This is a genomic window from Fictibacillus halophilus, from assembly GCF_016401385.1.
GTDB lineage: Bacteria > Bacillota > Bacilli > Bacillales > Fictibacillaceae > Fictibacillus > Fictibacillus halophilus.
The window spans coordinates 1,994,066-2,011,935 of sequence record NZ_JAEACF010000001.1; the positions used below are offsets into that span (position 1 = coordinate 1,994,066).

Consider the following 17,870-nt stretch of genomic DNA (forward strand, 5'->3'; position numbering starts at 1 on the left):
GCTGAACATTTTCAGCTTCTTTTTATAATTCTTATTTTAATCCCTCAATAATCGTTTCTGTGTTCCATTCCATCATTTTTTTATAAGTGTCTCCATCTTTACCAGGCTTACCTAGAGAATCGGTAAACACTTTTCCTTTAATAGGAATACCTGTTTCCTTAGATACTGTTTCCATACTTCTAGCGTCGACACTTGTTTCAACGAACAGAGCTGGAACGTTTCTTTCTTTGAGGAAATCGACTAAGCTTTTAATCTGCTGTGGTGATCCTTGATTATCTGAATTAATCTCCCAAACATAAGCCGTTTCCATGTTGTAGGCTTCTCCAAAATATTTGAACGCTCCTTCACTTGTTGTAAGTACGCGTTTCTCTTTAGGGATCTTGCTTAATTCTGCGATCGTTTTGTCGTGAAGAGCTTTTAGTTCACCAATATATTTTTCAGCGTTCTTTTTATAGTACTCTTTGTTTTCTGGATCTTCTTTTATCAATGCATCTCGGATGTTTTCAACATACTTGATCCCATTCTCAATATTCAGCCATGCATGTGGATCATATTGTTTTTCAAGACCTTTAGATTCCAGGTGGATCGCATCTACCCCTTCACTTACACGGTAAACAGGTGCATCTTTACCATCTTTATCAGCTGTTTTCATCAATTTGTCAAACCATGAATTTCCTTCTTCAAGATTTAAACCATTATAGAAAACTGCATCTGCATCTGTTGTTTTTAAAACATCTTCTGGAAGCGGATCATATTCATGAGGATTCGAACCAATAGGTGCTAAGCTATGAACTTCTACCTTGTCTCCGCCTACATTCTTAACTAAGTCATAGATGATAGAATAAGTAGCTACGACTTCTACCTTTTCTGAATCATTTCCACCAGCACTGCATCCAGCTGCAGCTGCTAATAATGATCCTGCTAAAACGAGCTTTGTAATTCTTTTAAACATATAATCCTCCTCCTTATTTCTCCAACAGCTCTAGTCTGTTTTTTCTAGATTTGTACGCTTTCCAAACGATTCCTTGTGATGGGGAAAAGAAGAACGCGAGAGCAAACAGAAAAGCTGAAACTAATACGATCGTTGCACCTGATGCCAAGTTATACGTAAAGCTGAAATACAAGCCAAACACGGAAGAAATAACACCGATTAATGCAGACAGATAGATCATGACAGACAATCGGTTGGTTAATAGATAAGCGGTTGCTGCCGGTGTAATCAGCATCGCAACTACTAAAACAATTCCTACCGTTTGCAGCGATGCAACTGTGACCATTGTTAATACTGCCATCAAACAATAATGAATCCATTTGTTAGGCAATCCATAGCTTTGTGCCATCGTTGGATCGAAGGTTGAAACGAGAAGCTCTTTGTAAAATAGAACAACTAACCCAATTACCAGTACACCGATTCCAAGTGTGATCCACATGTCACTCATTCGAACTGCAAGAACGTTACCAAAAAGAATATGATACAGATCGGCAGAGCTTTTCATCATAGTTATAATGACAATCCCTACAGCAAACATACTCGTAAACATGATACCTATAGCCATATCATGTTTAATCCTGCTGTTTTGGCTCACATATCCAATTCCGATCGCAGTAAGAACCCCAGTTATAACAGCTCCAAAGAAAAAGTTAATCCCTAACATATAGCTGATCGCAACACCAGGCAACACAGCATGAGAGATGGCATCCCCCATTAACGCCATGCCTCTTAAGATGATAAAGCATCCTACGATTCCACAGATAATCCCTACAATTACAGAAGTAAACAATGCTTTCTGTAAAAATTCATATTGAAATAACGCTTGAAAGAATTCAAAAATACTCATGATGTCACATTCACTCCTTTAGGCTGAAGAAATGAAAACTGATTAGCGTAAGCTTTTGTAATCACCTCTGGCTGAAGAACTTCTTCAGACGCACCATAATGAATCATATTTTTATTCAATAGCAGCAAGTGATCGAAATAGGATTCAGCTTTACTTAAATCATGGTGTACGACCAGAATGGTTTTCCCCTCTTTTTTCAGATCTCTCAAAATATGAATAATCGTCTCTTCGCTTGCGACATCAATTCCGACGAATGGTTCATCGAGAAAGAATAACTCAGCTTTTTGAGCCAATGCTCGAGCAAGGAATACCCTTTGCTGTTGCCCACCTGAGAGTTCACCGATCTGTCGATTACTGAACGTTTCCATACCTACCGTTTTCAAACATTCAAAAGCCCACTCTCTATCACTTTTTGTAGGACGCTTAAACAATCCCAGTTTTGGATACGTTCCAAGCAGTACGACATCAAATACTGTGATCGGAAAATCCCAATCGATATCTGATCGCTGCGGAACATATGCTATTTTTTTTCTCCATTTTTTTAGAGACTCTCCAAATACCTCTACATCACCTTTGTCTTTCGGTATTAAATTTAAAGCAGCTTTCATCATAGTGGATTTACCAGCACCGTTTGGTCCGATTATTCCCACTAAACTCCCTTTATTCACTGAGAAAGATATATCCTTTACTACTTGGTTTCCTAAGTAAGACACATATAGATGATCAATCTTTAATGCTTCATCCATTGAAAAAGACCTCCTTTTTCGTTCAGTAACTTTTTTTGCCCAAGCGCAACTTTAAATTAAAAAAATAATCCCTTCACAATTGTATGAAACGAAAAGAAGGAAAGTGAATATTTTTTGAAGAAGAAAATGTTTCCTTTAGGCAACTTTTTTACTTAAGTCAAATTATATAGTGTGGACACAAGATTGTAAACGATTTTCTCTAGCCATATTTCTACATTTGCTATATAATCAACTCTGGCAGGAAACTGCTGGGTGGGAGAGGGATGTTTTTAAGATTTAAGGAAGGAAAAAATGGAACAAAATCAAGTTTCACTAAAGAAAGAAGTACTTGCAGGGATCACCTCATTTTTCACCATCGCTTATATTATTGTCGTTAATCCACTAATATTAGCAGATGCTGGGATGCCGTATGAGGGGGTAGTTCTCGCTACGATCCTTACTTCTGTAGTTGGTTGTCTGATCATGGGGCTGTATGCAAAGGCTCCGATCGTATTAACGCCGGGCATGGGGGTAAACGCGTTTTTCACGTATACTATCGTGCAAGGTATGAATTTAAGCTGGCAAGAAGCTCTTGCTGCTGTGGTGATGTCTGGGATATTCTTTTTAATCGCAGCTTCAACACCTTTAAAGGACATTCTTTCAAAAAGTATTCCACAATCATTGAAACATAGCATAACAGTAGGAATCGGCTTGTTCTTAACGTTTATTGGACTACAAAAAGGCGGAATCATAGAAGCGAGCTCCGCAACCTTTGTAAAGTTAGGCCATTTAGATCGTCCTGACGCTATCCTAACGGTAATAGGTCTATCGGTAACACTGGCTCTGTTTCTAAAAAACGTAAAAGGAAGTTTTTTAATCGGGATTGCTTTGACAACTCTTATCGGATTCTTTATGGGTCATACACAAGAAGTTAAAGGAATGTCTGATGGATTTTCTTTTAAGCCGTTTGGAGAATTGTTTTTTGCCTTTGATTTTTCAGGGATAACAGAGCTTTCCTTTTGGATTGCAACGTTCTCATTAACCATGATTATCACATTTGAGAACATGGGATTGTTATACGGCCTGTTACCTGATCAAGAGAAGTTTCCAAAGGCATTTCAAGCGAATGCAGCTTCATCTATCGTTTCTGGTTTATTCGGAACTAGTCCTACGATCTCCACGGTAGAGAGTGCATCTGGAATACAAGAAGGCGGCAGAACGGGAATTACAAGTATTACAGTTGCTGTATTGTTCTTTTTATCCATGTTTGCAGCACCTTTTATAGCCTATATTCCTGATGGGGCTATCGCTCCTATCTTGATTATCATTGGCGGTCTGATGGTTCAGCAGATTCAGCATATTCCTTTTGCTGATTTTACAGAAATGTTTCCATCATTTCTTATCATTGCGCTGATTCCATTAACGTACAGCATCGTAGATGGCCTTGCATTTGGATTTATCGCATATCCGCTTGTTAAATGGATGTCGGGACAAAAGAAACAGGTTACAGCACCGATGTATGTAATCGCCTTTTTATTCTTTATGAATTTTATTCTTCATACAATCGTATAAAAATATAAACAAAAAGACTTTGGACAATATTCCGAAGTCTTTTTTTAGCACTTTCTTTCCTTCTTCCTCATACAATGAGAAAGTCGGGAGGGGGTTTCTAAATGAATCCAATCATTGTTCATTTTGTAAATCAAAAACTTAATTCGATCAGTCCGAATGAACTGATCTCACTAGCCGCGCAATATCAGCTTCCCATTTCACAAAAAGAAGCGGTACAGATCGTAAACATATTGCGAAGGCAGACGATTGATATTAAGAATCTATCACAGCGCAAGATGATCATTGCTACCATCGCAAAAGAAGTTAGCCCTGAAAAAGCGAACTATATCCAATACTTAATTCAAACGTACATTGATAGGTAAAACAAAAAAGCCGCACAGATGTGTGGCTTTTTTGTCTTAGAATTATTCAACATTATGCGTTCAATAACTTGTTCTGAAGTTCTGGATCGAACACTTTTGCTTTGAGCATCTCGATCTCTAATTTATATGGAGGTCTTTTGTTGTTTTTATCAGTACCTACATAAGGTGTTTCAAGAATTTTCGGTATATCCTTAAACTGCTCGTGATGAACGATGTAATTTAAGGCATCGAAGCCAATATGTCCAAAGCCAATGTTTTCATGTCGGTCTTTAGCAGCTCCCGTTACGTTTTTGCTGTCATTAATATGAAAAACTTTTATACGATCCATTCCGATCACTTTATCGAACTGGTTCATTACTCCATCAAAATCATTAACGATATCATAACCCGCATCATGTGTATGACACGTATCAAAGCAAACAGAAAGTTTTTCGTTCAGCGTTACACCATCAATAATCTGTGCAAGTTCTTCAAATGTCTTGCCGCATTCAGAACCTTTACCTGCCATTGTCTCTAGTGCGATTTGAACATTCTGTTCTTTTGTTAATACTTCATTAAGACCTTCGATGATTTTTTTAATCCCAATCTCGGAACCTTCTCCAACATGTGCTCCGGGATGAAGTACGATCTGTTTTGCACCCAGTGCATCAGTTCGTTCGATCTCTCTTCTTAAGAAATCGACTCCTAGCTCGAAGGTTTCAGGTTTTACAGCATTTCCGATATTGATGATATACGGTGCGTGAACGACAATATCAACGATTCCGTTCTCGATCATGTGTTTCGTTCCTGCTTCGATATTAAGGTCTTCAATTTTTTTTCGTCTCGTGTTTTGGGGTGCACCTGTATAGATCATAAATGTGTTGGCACCATATGAAACAGCTTCTTCACTTGCAGCGAGAAGCATTTTTTTACCGCTCATTGAAACGTGAGATCCTAGTTTAATCATATTTTCCCCTCTTCCCTAACCTACTATCTGATGTTTCTTCTTTTCTTCTTCATTAGTTTCTTTTTCTGCTCGTCCATTTTCTTCTTATAACCAGGCTTTACTTTACGCGGTTTTGGTACATAAACGCCATCCTGCTCTTTTGCACCTGTACTTTTCTTGCTCGGCTTCACAGGTACCCATTCACCGTTCTTATATTGTTCGATGTGAAAAACAATCTTTTTCTCTTTTAATTTTTGAACAGAATGCTGATCTGTTTGCTCATAAAGAGATGCACAGATTCCTGACATTCCTGCACGACCCGTTCTTCCTGCTCTATGCACGTAAAAATCTAGATCTTTCGGAAACTCATAGTTGATGATGTGGCTGACACCTTTGATGTCAATGCCTCGAGCTGCAAGGTCAGTTGCCACTAAGAACTGAAACTCCGCTTTTTGAACGCGTTTCATGATGTTCTTTCTTGTACGAGGCGGAATGTCACCATGAAGACGTTCAACACTCATTCCTTCAGCACTCATAGCATCTGCAATCTCATCGACTGCTTTTTTTGTGTTAGCAAATATAATCGCAAAATATGGATTATAATTTCTTGCAGTTTTGATCAGAGTCGGAAGTTTGTCATTATGTTTTGTTTGAATGAGAACATGCTTGATGTCTTTTGCTGTAATATGTTGAGGTTCAACATGAACGTGTTTAGGATTCTGCATATATTTTTTCAAGAATGGCTGCAGCTTTTCTGGAACTGTCGCAGAGAACACCATCATCTGAAGTTCGTTAGCCATACGTGAAGCGATTAAATCTACATCTTCAATAAAGCCCATATCGAGCATCTGATCGGCTTCATCAACTACGAGCATGTTCGCTGTGAAGACAACTAGCTCTTGAGCGTTTACTAAGTCTTTAATACGACCAGGAGTACCGATCACTAATTGAGGAACTGTTTTTAATTTTTCAGCCATTCGTTTTCTATCTGTTCCACCAACAATCGCTTTTGCACGGATTTGCTTATCCTCAGGCATATGCTCAGAAATCTTTAGAAACTCATTATAAATTTGCTGTGCTAATTCACGAGTAGGAGCTGTAATCACAGCTTGTACCTCGTCTTTTTTGATATCTATTCTATGCATCAATGGTAGCAGGAACGCAAATGTCTTTCCTGAACCTGTCTGTGATTGTCCGATCATGTCTTGTCCGTTAATAATTCCAGGAATAACACGCTCTTGAATATCAGTTGGTCTTTCAAATCCAATACTGCTTAAAGCAGTCTGGAGCGATTCGTTTATTTTTAACCGTTCAAACGGAGATTTCATACGCTCACCTTTTCTTTTCAAATATAAATTCTTCACTTTTAGTATTATAGAGTAAGTTATGCATTTAAGCCAACCATCCTGAAGATTAATAAGAAAACAGGGATAAATATCACACATGTTTTTCTAATTTCATATTCTATATATGAGCGTATTATTTTGGAAAGGAGGGGGAATTATGCAGCCTTTTTATAGATATCCAAATCAACCTCAGCATCCCATGCAGCCCTTTCAAGTAAATCCTTATCTTCAAAACATGAATGGGATGAATGGTATGCCGCGTCAGATGGGTTCTGTCGACAGATTCTTGGGGACGATTGGCAGCGGTGGAAGTATTACAGGTGGAACAAGTGTGTTTACGATGTTGAACAACGTGCAAAAGGTCTTAAAAGTCGCTGAGACGATGGGACCTATGATCAAACAATATGGTCCTGCAATGAGAAATCTGCCTTCCATCATGACAGCTCTTAAAGATTTCCAAAGCGGTTCGAGCTCAAAGGCAGAAAATGATACTGAGGCAGATACCTCCGAAAAACCGGAAAACACAGAACAAGCGACTGAAACGAATGAGAAAAACGATGCTAAGAAAAATGTAGTAAAGAAAAATGAAAAGAAAGAAAAAAGAAAAACTGAAACGGAAGAAAAGGTGATTGTGGCTGGTCCTAAGTCTACAAAGACATCCACACAGGCCGAGGCATCACCAATGATTAAAAAAACTTCAACTGCTACAAAAGCGGTACCAGCTGCACCTAAAACAAACGTACCTAAAGGCTACCACCTATCCGGGCCGAAACTATATGTATGAGTATAGTGTTTGAGTTCTTATGGTCTCTCCTTTATAATAAACACATACAGAAGTAAATCTCCCAAGACAGCATAGATCTCTGTGCTGTCTTTTATATGAAATAAAGGAGAGATCCAATATGGAAATCGTTAAAATATCTCCACGAGGATATTGTTATGGCGTAGTGGACGCTATGGTTATGGCACGCCAAGCAGCGAATGATCCGACATTGCCTAGACCCATCTATATACTAGGTATGATCGTTCACAACAAACATGTGACAGATGCCTTTGAAGATGAAGGAATCATTACACTTGATGGAGCTAACAGACTTGAAATTATTAAGAACATTGAATCAGGCACGGTTATCTATACGGCTCATGGTGTTTCACCAGAAGTGAGACGGATTGCCCATGAAAAGGGCTTATATGAGATCGATGCTACATGTCCTGATGTTACAAAAACGCATGACCTTATCCGCGAGAAAGAGAAAGAAGGATATGAGATCATCTATATCGGTAAGAAGGGTCACCCTGAACCAGAAGGCGCGATCGGAATCGCACCTCATATCGTACACCTGGTTGAAAATACCGATGATTTAGATTCACTAAACGTGAACAGTGAAAAGATTCTCATTACAAATCAAACGACGATGAGTCAATGGGATGTAGCTGAACTCATTAAGAGACTGCTTATGAGATATCCTTCTGCTGAAGTTCATAAAGAGATCTGTTTGGCAACTCAAGTCAGGCAAGAAGCTGTTGCAAATCAAGCAGGTGATTGTGACCTGGTACTTGTAGTTGGAGATCCTAGAAGCAATAACTCAAATCGGTTAGCTCAAGTTTCAGAAGAGATTGCAGGAACAACAGCATACAGAATCTCTGATGTATCTGAAATCGAACTTAGTTGGTTAGAAGGCGTAAAGAAGGTAGGAATTACTTCTGGTGCTTCTACACCAACACCAATAACGAAAGAAGTTATCGATTTCCTTAAAAACTATGATGACCAAAATGAAGAAACCTGGAAAAAAGAGCGTAAGGTAACACTTAATCGCATACTTCCAAAAGTAAAAGAGAAGAAGTCATAAAAAAGAACAGCTGGGTATTTCCAGCTGTTCTTTTTTTGTAAGTGTATGGATTTTAACTCTATTCTACATAAAAGTAAAAGGATCTGTAATGATGTTTGATTCTACAACAGCAGTCTCATACTTATTATTTTTCAGTTTCTGTTCAAGTAATTCCTTGAGCTTACTCTTCATAATCTGTTCAATATGATGGCCCGCATCCACGATTGTTAAACCTTCTTCTTGAGCATCATGTGCATTGTGGTAATAGATGTCGCCTGTTACTAATACATCTGCTCCTTTATGTAGAGCTGGATAGATGTATTTGTTACCATCGCCTCCGACGACAGCAACTTTTTTTATTATAGAATTTTTACCTTGAATAACGCGAAGATTTGATAATCCAAAAGCTTTTTTTACATGATCTACAAATTCGTGAAGGGTCATTTCATTAGAAAGCTTACCAATCTTTCCAATCCCGAGCTCTTTCCCCTTATTCAAAAGCGGATAGAGGTCAAACGCCACTTCTTCATACGGGTGTGCTTTTTTCATTGCCGAAACAACAACTTTTTGAATAGATTCTGGCATGATTGATTCGATCTTCACTTCTTCTACTTTCTCCAATTGCCCTTGTTTCCCTATATATGGCGTGGTTCCTTCTAATGGGGTAAAGGTACCGGTCCCATCACTAGAGAACGAACAATGACTGTAATTTCCGATATGACCTGCTCCAGCATTACCGATGGCAAACCTGACTTGTTCTTCATGTGTTCGAGGTACAAACACAGATAATTTTACGAGTTTATCTTCATATGTTGTTGATAATACTTCGGTGCTCGTTAATTGCAATTGATCTGCCAGCCATTCATTAACCCCTAGCGAAGTAACATCTAAGTTCGTGTGTGCAGCATAAACCGTTATATCGTTCTTTATTAACTTTTCGATAACTTTGCCCTTAGATGTGCCGATATCAATTTTTTTCAACGGACGGTAAAGCAAAGGGTGATGTGCAATAATCAGATCAACTTTTCCTTCAATCGCTTCATCCACTACACTTTCTAATACATCGAGGGCGATCATCACCTTTTTTATAGGTTTGTTCAATGAACCTACTTGCAAGCCGATAGGATCTCCTTCTACAGCCATCTTTTTAGGTGCGAAACTTTCTAATAAAGAAATGATGTATTGCCCGCTTGCACATTTACTCAAGAAATCCACTCCTCTGCGTATTTAATGTTTCTTCTTAGTTCTTCTCTTTTTTCTTCTGCTGTCGCTCCTGAACTATTTTCCATTTGAGTCAATATTGCATTCCATTGCTTGACTTCCCCTGCCCACTTTTCTTTAAACGCTTCGTTCTGATTTTTTAATAAGAATGGGCCAAACAATAATTCCGCTTCTTTATGATCAGAATAAGGTTGTTCCCCTGAACGTTCAGCTACAAGGATCTCGTAAATCTTACCATCTTCTTTTAAAATTTCTTCATCAATCAATACCCAGTTCTCTTTTAAAAGCCACTTTCTGACTGTACTTGATCCAATGTTAGGTTGAAGAATAAGACGTCTTGCACGACCTAACTTATTCTTTCCTTTTTCAAGAATAGAAGTGATTAAAGAACCTCCCATGCCGCAAATGGTGATAACTTCTGCTTCGTCTGGGTTAAGCACGGAAAGTCCATCACCTTTCCTTACTTCGATCACATCGTTTAGTTTATCTAAATCCACCTGTTCTTTAGCGGATAAAAAAGGGCCGTCTGTAATCTCTCCTGCAATTCCTTTTTTTATCACTTTTTTTAGACCTAGATAACAAGGAAGATATGCGTGGTCAGATCCGATATCTGCTAATATTGTGTTTTCAGGTACGTATGAAGCAACTCGCTCGAGTCGATTTGATAATTTTTCTGAATTCATTTTCATCACCGTTTCAATTAGTTTATTCGTTTTAGTATTCGCAACTTCAATCATTTATTGTAAAAGAAAGCTAGAAAGACATATAGCTTTTAGAAAAGTACGAAATTACGATCACATCATACAAAGAAAAGAGCTTCTTGTTATAAATAACAAGAAGCTCTTCTTATTTTATTTTTTTTCTGCTAACCAATCAACTAGTATTTTAGCTTCTTCACCTTTTACGACACCAGCTGGCATTCCACCTGGTTTACCGTTTTTGATAATATCAGCAATTTCTTCCGGCTTATACTTGCCACCAATCTTATCAAGTGCTGGTCCCGATGCACCTTCAAGGTTTTGTCCATGACAAGAAGAACAGTTTTGTTTAAAAATAGCTTCCGGATCCATAGCAGCCTTTTCTTTATTTTCACTAGCCGTATGAATTTTGTTGATACCATATCCGCCCATTGTAAGCATAAGAACAATTCCAATAACTCCAATAATGGCAAAAGGAATGAGTGGATTACGTTTCATGCAAATTCCTCCTTCGTCTGTACACTACATGTGTTGTGATCTTGATAATCTTAATATGTATAGTAAACAATCCATAACCTATTGTACTGTAAAAGCGTTTACTTGGGAAGTACAAACTCTATTTTTCCCAGTTTTGTCACAGCATTAACTTTTTAAACTTTTTTACCTAAGTTTTGTAGATTCAGTTATTCACTTTATGTGAAGAGGTACAAAAAAGAAAAAAGCCACACTACTGGTGGCTATTCATGTATAACTGAAAGTGCCTCTATCGCTTGTTCTCGAAGCTTAAATTTCTGTACTTTTCCAGAGGCAGTCATCGGATACTGATCAAGAAAGAGATAATATTCTGGAATCTTGAAGTGCGAGATTTTTCCTCTACAATAAGCCTTCAATTCATTTTCAGAAAGTGAATGACCTTCTTTTATCTGGATGCATGCCGCTACTTTTTCTCCAAATTTTTTATCCGGGACACCGATTACTTGTACATCAAGGATAGAAGGATGTGAATAGAGGAATTCTTCAACCTCTCTCGGATATACGTTCTCACCGCCACGGATGATCATATCTTTCAAGCGACCTGTGATTTTAAAGTAGCCTTCTTTATCAACAGTGGCTAAGTCTCCAGTATGAAGCCATCCTTCCGAATCAATCGCTTCGTTCGTCGCTTCAGGCATCTTGTAATAGCCTTTCATGACGTGGTAACCTCGTGTACAAAGTTCTCCTTGTTCACCAGGTTTCACTTCTTTATTTGTTATAGGATTGACCACTTTTGCTTCTACTTGAGAATGCTTCTTTCCAACCGTTTCTACTCTCCGCTCGATCGGATCATCCGTTCTCGTTTGAGTGATAACAGGAGATGATTCTGTTTGCCCATAAGCTATTGTTATCTCTGACATTCCCATCTTTTCAATCACTTTCTTCATCACTTCAATCGGACAAGGTGATCCTGCCATGATTCCTGTACGAAGTGTTCCTAAATCATAAGAATCAAAATTAGGAAGATTTAGTTCCGCTATGAACATTGTCGGAACTCCGTGTAATCCTGTACACTTTTCGTTTTGAACCGTTTCCAAAACTTCCTGAGGATCAAATTGGACGATTGGCACCATCGTAGCTCCGACTGAAACTGCTGCAAGGGTACCTAGTACACATCCAAAACAATGAAAGAAAGGAACAGGTATACACAATCGATCTGCACTTGTTAGGTTCATGCTTTCCGCAATCTGTCTCGCGTTATTCACAATATTGTAATGCGTTAGCATGACTCCTTTTGGAAATCCTGTAGTTCCAGACGTGTACTGCATATTGATGACATCATCACAGTGAAGAGATGCTTCTCTTCTTTGAAGATCTTCATCAGATATCACATTCCCAGCTTCCAACATATCGGAAAAAATCTCATAGGACGAAGATTCAGCATCTAGTTGAATAAAATGTTTCAATACAGGAAATTCCGCTAATCGATCTTTTACGGAGTCTACCATATCTTTGTAAGATGTAGTTCGAAATGATTCTATAAAGAATAAAGCTTTCGCATCAGACTGCTTCAACAAGTAATCTAATTCAGATGACTGATAATTCGTATTGACCGTGACTAAAACGGCACCAGCTCTGGCTGACCCGAATTGAAGCAGCAGCCATTCAGGTACATTTGTAGCCCAAACAGCTATATGGTCTCCTTTTTCAATGCCCATCGCCATCAGACCTTTGGCAACTTTTGTCGTTAATTCATAAAATTCTTGATAGGTGTAGCGAATTCCTAGTTTACTGTAAACCATAGCTTCTTGATCCTTAAGTTTCAACGCTTGTTTCCTTAAACAATCCCCTACAGTTACTTTCATTAGTTCAGCCATAATTCACCCCATCACTTAATCTTTTTAACGATTGTTAGCAGCCAATCTCTCTTGCAATAACGATCCGTTGAATTTCTGATGTACCTTCTCCAATCTCAAGAAGTTTAGCGTCTCTGAAGTAACGTTCCACATGATAATCTCTCATATAGCCGTTACCACCATGAATTTGAACGGATTCAGAACAGATCTGCATACATGCTTCTGATGCATATAATTTTGCCATGGAAGCTTCTTTTGAGAACTTCTTACCTTGATCTTTTAGCCACGCCGCTTTGTATACCATTAATCTTGCAAGTTCGATCTTCATTGCCATATCTGCAAGTTTAAATTGAATCGCTTGAAACTTCGAAATGGATCTTCCAAATTGTTTCCGCTCTTTCGCATAGGTTAGAGCCTTCTCATAGGCCGCCTGTGCAATTCCAACCGCCATAGCCCCAATACCTATTCTTCCTCCATCCAACGTTACCAGGAACTGTTTAAAGCCGTCTCCGCGCTTTCCTAAAAGGTTTTCTTCAGGCACTCTCACATCTTCCATAAAAAGTTCAGTCGTATTTGAAGAGTGAAGACCCATTTTCTCGTAATTATCAATAACAGAGAATCCTTTTGCATCTGTTGGTACGATAATTGCTGATATTTCTTTATCGTTACCATTTCTATTCGTAATTGCGGTTAACGCTAAGTGCTTGGCGTAGCTCGCATTCGTGATATAGCATTTAGAGCCATTAATGAACCATTCACCATTTTCGTTTTTCGCTGTTGTTTCTGTACCACCTGCATCAGAACCTGCATTCGGTTCTGTTAATCCGAATGCTCCAAGTGAGTCACCTGTACAGATTGGTGTTAGATATTTTTCTTTTTGTTCGTGAGTGCCAAATAGGTTTAAGGGAGCTCCACCTAAAGATACGTGTGCAGAATATGTAATTCCAGTAGAACCACAAGCGCGGCTCAGTTCTTCTACAGCAATGGCAAAACTTATTGTATCAGCTCCGCCTCCACCATATTCTTCGGGAAAAGGCAGACCCATCATTCCTAATTTAGAAAGCTTTTGAAAAATCTCTACCGGGAATTCTTTATTTTTATCTCTTGCTTCAGCTCCCGGTGCTACCACTTCATCTGCAAATTCTTTCATCATTTTTTGAATCATCAACTGCTCTTCTGTTAATGTAAAATTCATGGTTGCATCCCACCCTTTAATAAATTTACGCTGTTATTTGTATGCGCTTACATATTTATTATAGATATAAAGGCTGAATTTTTACAAGATTTAAAGAATTTTTAATTTAATATAAAGTAGAATAAGCAAGCAACAAATAGAATTTCGTAGAAAAAGCAAGTGCAAAATGAGTTTTTGGTGAGTTTGCATTGAAGTGGAATAATAAGTAAAATAAAAGAAATAAAAAAAGCTTGCCCAGAGTTGGGCAAACTTTCTATTCTAAAAAGTCTTTTAATCGTTTACTTCTACTTGGATGGCGGAGTTTACGGAGTGCTTTAGCTTCAATCTGACGAATACGTTCACGAGTTACGCCAAATACTTTACCAACTTCTTCAAGGGTGCGAGTTCGTCCGTCATCAAGTCCGAAACGCAGACGAAGAACATTTTCTTCTCGGTCAGTTAGGGTATCTAGAACATCTTCAAGCTGTTCTTTCAATAGTTCATAGGCAGCAGCTTCTGAAGGGGCTAATGCATCCTGATCTTCAATAAAATCACCAAGATGAGAATCGTCTTCCTCACCAATAGGTGTTTCTAAAGAGACTGGTTCTTGAGCAATCTTCAGGATTTCACGAACCTTCTCAGGCGTTAATTCCATTTCAGCACCGATTTCTTCAGGTGATGGTTCACGCCCAAGATCTTGAAGTAGCTGACGTTGAACACGAATCAGTTTATTAATCGTCTCAACCATATGAACGGGAATACGAATCGTACGAGCTTGGTCAGCAATAGCACGAGTGATCGCCTGACGAATCCACCAAGTCGCATACGTACTAAATTTAAATCCTTTATCATAGTCGAACTTTTCAACAGCTTTGATCAATCCCATGTTACCTTCTTGGATAAGATCAAGAAACAGCATTCCACGACCAACATAACGTTTTGCAATACTTACAACCAATCGTAAGTTAGCTTCTGCAAGACGGCGTTTAGCTTCTTCATCACCGTTCTCAATACGCTTAGCAAGTTCGATCTCTTCATCTGCTGAAAGTAAGTCTACACGTCCGATCTCTTTTAAATACATACGCACCGGATCGTTGATCTTAACTCCTGGTGGTACGCTTAAGTCATTAAGATCGAATTCTTCTTCCTCTTTTTCCATTTCGAACTTAGGATCTTCTTCGTCTTCTGCATCTTCAGACGCTTCAGCAACTTCAACACCTTGTTCTTCGAGGTATGAATAGAACTCGTCCATTTGATCAGAATCTTGTTCAAAAGGTGCCAGCTTACTTGTGATTTCAGTATATGTTAGCCGTCCTCGCTTTTTACCGGCCTCAACTAATTGTTCTTTAACTTGATCGATGGTTAATTCGCCTTCCGTTCCTTGACGGTTTGGTTTCTCAGCCATTCGATCCCCTCCTTCCAAAACTTCAACCATCCTACATCCCGATTATTTAAGAGATCTTTTCATTCTCATAATTTCTTGGGCAATTTGGGCTGCCAGTTTTATTTCATTCCTTCTTATTGCGTCTTCTTGCTGCTTTTCTTTTTCTTGTATCTCTCGCAATAAAGGATAGCTAGAAATAATACGAATATAATCTGCGAGCTCTATTTCATTCAGCTCTTCACTGATTGTAAGCATCGCCAATTCTGAAGCTAACTTTCTTAATTTGTCATCATCGATACGCTGCATGAACAACCCTACATTGGGTTTATTTCCTTCTTCATAAAAGGCATATAAGTATGCAGCAATCGCATTATGTTCTTCAACATTAAAGCCTGAATCCAACTTTTCTTGAATTAAGAAAGCGGCTTCCTCACTTTTTAACATATGAGCAAGAACAATACGTTCAGCATTCAGATTTCTCGGCAACAATGACTTTTGCAAAAGTGTTTGTATTCTAAAATTATTATCCCGCTTTTTAGGGCCGTTATCCTTAGACCTTTGCAGTTGCTTGAAAGTCTGTGTCTGCTGTTGTTTAAGAGCATCTAATGACAGATTAAATTCAGAAGCGATCTGTCGGAGATAATGATCTCGTTCAACCGCTTTTGGCAGACGAGCAATTTCTTGGATAATCTCTTCGATATAGATCATCCGTTCTCCTTCATCTCGAAGGTTTTTACCGCGTCTGTAATATTGTATTTTAAATGCCATCACAGTTAGGCTAGCCCCTATTATATCTTTTAAAAACGAATCGTTTCCAAATTGCGAAATATAGTCATCGGGGTCCATTCCGTCAGGCATCTGTGAAATTTTCACGGTACAGCCTTGTTTTGTTAAAATTTCTGAAGCTCGAAACGCAGCTTCAACACCTGCTCGGTCAGAGTCATAGCAGATTGTGACAGATTGAACATTTCGTTTCAGAATGGCTGCATGATCCTCCGTTAACGAAGTACCTAATGAAGCAACACCATTTGTAACTCCTGCTCTATAGGCAGCAATTGTATCAACATAACCCTCAAAGATGACAGCATGTTGTTTCTGCCTCATCTCAGCACGTGCAAGGTTTAATCCATAAAGAGTTCTTCCTTTTTGGAAGATCTTCGACTCTGGACTGTTAAGATACTTCGGCTCGTCCTTTCCGTCTAAAACCCGGCCGCCAAAAGCTACAACCGCACCCGTACGATCCCAAATCGGAAACATGACTCGATTTCTAAATCGATCATACGGTTTTCCATCAGATTGTCTCTTTCCAATCAACCCAACTTTTTCAGCGATGTGTAAATCCATTCCTCGCTTTTGGAGAAATTGTGATGCGGTCTCCCAAGAATCTGGGGCAAAACCAATTTGGAACCGCTCTATGGATTCTCTTGTGAATCCCCTTTTCTCCAAATACTCTAATGCTGGCCTTCCTTGTTTTGTGTGAAGTAAGCAGTGATGATACAATTTAGCCAACAACTCATGAATCTCAGTCATCGCTTTTTTCTCGTCAGAGCTTTTTTCGGAGAAGTTTTGCTGATGAATTTGAGGAAGTTCGATGTCACTTTTCTTCCCAAGCTGCGTAACAGCTTCAATAAAAGAGTATCCTTCAATGTTCATCAAAAAAGAAAAAACATTGCCTCCTGCTCCACAACCGAAACAATGGTAAATCTGTTTTTCAGGTGAGACAGAAAAGGATGGCGATTTTTCCCCGTGAAAAGGACATAGACCAAAATAATTTCTGCCTTGTTTCTTAAGAGGTACATAATCGCTGATCACGTCAACTATATCGCTTGATGACCTGACCTTCTCTATTAAATCCTCAGGTATACGTTCCATATTACCACCACAGAATCTCTGTTTCTTTTAGACACTAGATATATATTCGTGGCACAATGTTATTTTCCTTCAACATTCGACAGGATTTCGCAAAAAACTGTGCAGAATCTTTCTGTGTCCTCTTTTTTAAATTTTGCAGGTCCTTTTGAATGCTTGCCAGAACGTCTAGCTTTTGCAGACATGTAGCGTTCATGAAGAACTTGCTCCATTTCATTCTCTTGAAACTGTTTCCCCCTTGGGGTGATAACGTAAACCCCTTTTGAAAGAAGAAGACTTGCGAGGGCATGATCTTGAGTTACAACAAGATCATTTTTCTTCGAATGATTATGTATATAAAGATCAACTTCTTCAGGACTTGCATCTACCAAAATCCAGTGCCCAGGCTGGTCAGTGCTGCTTGCGTGAGCATAAGATGTGACAAATATGGGCTCAAAATCAAACATCCTGGAGAACTTAAAGATTTCTTCCTTTATCACTACAGGACAAGCATCTGCATCTACGAATACATTACCAATTAATTTTTCCATATACTTATGTTCTACTTTTACAGTGATTCTCCTTCATATGAGAGCATTTGCATAAAATTAGCATACT

At 38.7% G+C, this 17,870-nt stretch carries 17 protein-coding genes; 4 read left to right on the forward strand and 13 right to left on the reverse strand.

All coding sequences use genetic code 11. From position 1 onward, the window contains the following. Positions 1-31: 31 nt before the first annotated feature. Genes I5J82_RS10470 through I5J82_RS10480 form a run of 3 tightly spaced genes read right to left on the reverse strand, consistent with a single transcriptional unit; the run spans position 32 to position 2,584 of the window. Positions 32-952 (reverse strand): metal ABC transporter substrate-binding protein, encoded by a 921-nt coding sequence (locus I5J82_RS10470; RefSeq protein ID WP_198767808.1) that lies wholly within the window; start codon positions 950-952, stop codon positions 32-34. A gap of 13 nt (positions 953-965) precedes the next feature. Further along, positions 966-1,838, reverse strand: coding sequence for a metal ABC transporter permease (locus tag I5J82_RS10475; protein WP_198767809.1), 873 nt, complete (start codon positions 1,836-1,838; stop codon positions 966-968). Continuing rightward, positions 1,835-2,584, reverse strand: a complete 750-nt coding sequence (locus I5J82_RS10480; RefSeq protein WP_198767810.1) for a metal ABC transporter ATP-binding protein — start codon at positions 2,582-2,584, stop codon at positions 1,835-1,837. Before I5J82_RS10480 ends, I5J82_RS10475 begins: the two co-directional genes overlap by 4 nt. Positions 2,585-2,875: 291 nt before the next feature. Between I5J82_RS10480 and I5J82_RS10485 the strand changes: the two genes are divergently transcribed. Together I5J82_RS10485 and I5J82_RS10490 are read left to right on the forward strand one after the other, a co-directional pair. After that, on the forward strand, positions 2,876-4,135 hold the full coding sequence (locus I5J82_RS10485) for an NCS2 family permease (protein WP_198767811.1): 1,260 nt from the start codon (positions 2,876-2,878) through the stop codon (positions 4,133-4,135). A 101-nt stretch (positions 4,136-4,236) separates the two neighbouring features. After that, on the forward strand, positions 4,237-4,497 hold the full coding sequence (locus I5J82_RS10490) for a DUF2624 domain-containing protein (protein ID WP_066396234.1): 261 nt from the start codon (positions 4,237-4,239) through the stop codon (positions 4,495-4,497). A gap of 52 nt (positions 4,498-4,549) precedes the next feature. On the opposite strand, the gene I5J82_RS10495 is transcribed toward I5J82_RS10490, so the two are convergent. Both I5J82_RS10495 and I5J82_RS10500 read right to left on the reverse strand, forming a co-directional pair. Next, a complete protein-coding gene (locus tag I5J82_RS10495) occupies positions 4,550-5,443 on the reverse strand; it encodes a deoxyribonuclease IV (RefSeq protein ID WP_198767812.1) in 894 nt (297 codons plus the stop codon). Positions 5,444-5,466: 23 nt separating this feature from the next. Continuing rightward, positions 5,467-6,750 carry a DEAD/DEAH box helicase gene (locus tag I5J82_RS10500; protein WP_198767813.1) on the reverse strand — a complete coding sequence of 428 codons (1,284 nt, stop codon included), beginning with the start codon at positions 6,748-6,750 and terminating at the stop codon, positions 5,467-5,469. A 175-nt stretch (positions 6,751-6,925) separates the two neighbouring features. Here I5J82_RS10500 and vrrA point away from each other — a divergent pair, with 175 nt between their 5' ends. Continuing rightward, positions 6,926-7,552 (forward strand): VrrA/YqfQ family protein, encoded by a 627-nt coding sequence (gene vrrA, locus I5J82_RS10505; RefSeq protein WP_198767814.1) that lies wholly within the window; start codon positions 6,926-6,928, stop codon positions 7,550-7,552. Positions 7,553-7,670: 118 nt separating this feature from the next. After that, positions 7,671-8,618, forward strand: coding sequence for a 4-hydroxy-3-methylbut-2-enyl diphosphate reductase (locus I5J82_RS10510; RefSeq protein WP_198767815.1), 948 nt, complete (start codon positions 7,671-7,673; stop codon positions 8,616-8,618). 63 nt (positions 8,619-8,681) lie between these two features. Here the strand turns inward: I5J82_RS10510 and I5J82_RS10515 are convergent, their stop codons facing one another. The 8 genes from I5J82_RS10515 to I5J82_RS10550 form a co-directional block, all read right to left on the reverse strand. Continuing rightward, entirely contained in the window at positions 8,682-9,803 is a 1,122-nt protein-coding gene (locus I5J82_RS10515; RefSeq protein WP_198767816.1) for a Nif3-like dinuclear metal center hexameric protein, read from the reverse strand. Beyond that, on the reverse strand, positions 9,800-10,501 hold the full coding sequence (locus tag I5J82_RS10520; RefSeq protein ID WP_198767817.1) for a tRNA (adenine(22)-N(1))-methyltransferase: 702 nt from the start codon (positions 10,499-10,501) through the stop codon (positions 9,800-9,802). The genes I5J82_RS10515 and I5J82_RS10520 overlap by 4 nt, the downstream gene beginning before the upstream one ends. A gap of 168 nt (positions 10,502-10,669) precedes the next feature. Beyond that, the gene (cccA, locus tag I5J82_RS10525; protein WP_144699011.1) at positions 10,670-11,014 is read right to left on the reverse strand and encodes a cytochrome c550; all 345 of its coding nucleotides are present in this window, start codon (positions 11,012-11,014) and stop codon (positions 10,670-10,672) included. A gap of 239 nt (positions 11,015-11,253) precedes the next feature. Beyond that, positions 11,254-12,867 (reverse strand): AMP-binding protein, encoded by a 1,614-nt coding sequence (locus I5J82_RS10530; protein WP_198767818.1) that lies wholly within the window; start codon positions 12,865-12,867, stop codon positions 11,254-11,256. 34 nt (positions 12,868-12,901) lie between these two features. Then, entirely contained in the window at positions 12,902-14,041 is a 1,140-nt protein-coding gene (locus tag I5J82_RS10535; RefSeq protein WP_198767819.1) for an acyl-CoA dehydrogenase family protein, read from the reverse strand. A gap of 253 nt (positions 14,042-14,294) precedes the next feature. After that, positions 14,295-15,425 carry an RNA polymerase sigma factor RpoD gene (gene rpoD / locus I5J82_RS10540; protein WP_066396256.1) on the reverse strand — a complete coding sequence of 377 codons (1,131 nt, stop codon included), beginning with the start codon at positions 15,423-15,425 and terminating at the stop codon, positions 14,295-14,297. A 42-nt stretch (positions 15,426-15,467) separates the two neighbouring features. Then, positions 15,468-17,276, reverse strand: a complete 1,809-nt coding sequence (gene dnaG / locus I5J82_RS10545) for a DNA primase (protein WP_198767820.1) — start codon at positions 17,274-17,276, stop codon at positions 15,468-15,470. Between the two features lie 59 nt (positions 17,277-17,335). Further along, positions 17,336-17,803, reverse strand: a complete 468-nt coding sequence (locus I5J82_RS10550) for a YaiI/YqxD family protein (RefSeq protein ID WP_198767821.1) — start codon at positions 17,801-17,803, stop codon at positions 17,336-17,338. Positions 17,804-17,870: the final 67 nt, after the last annotated feature.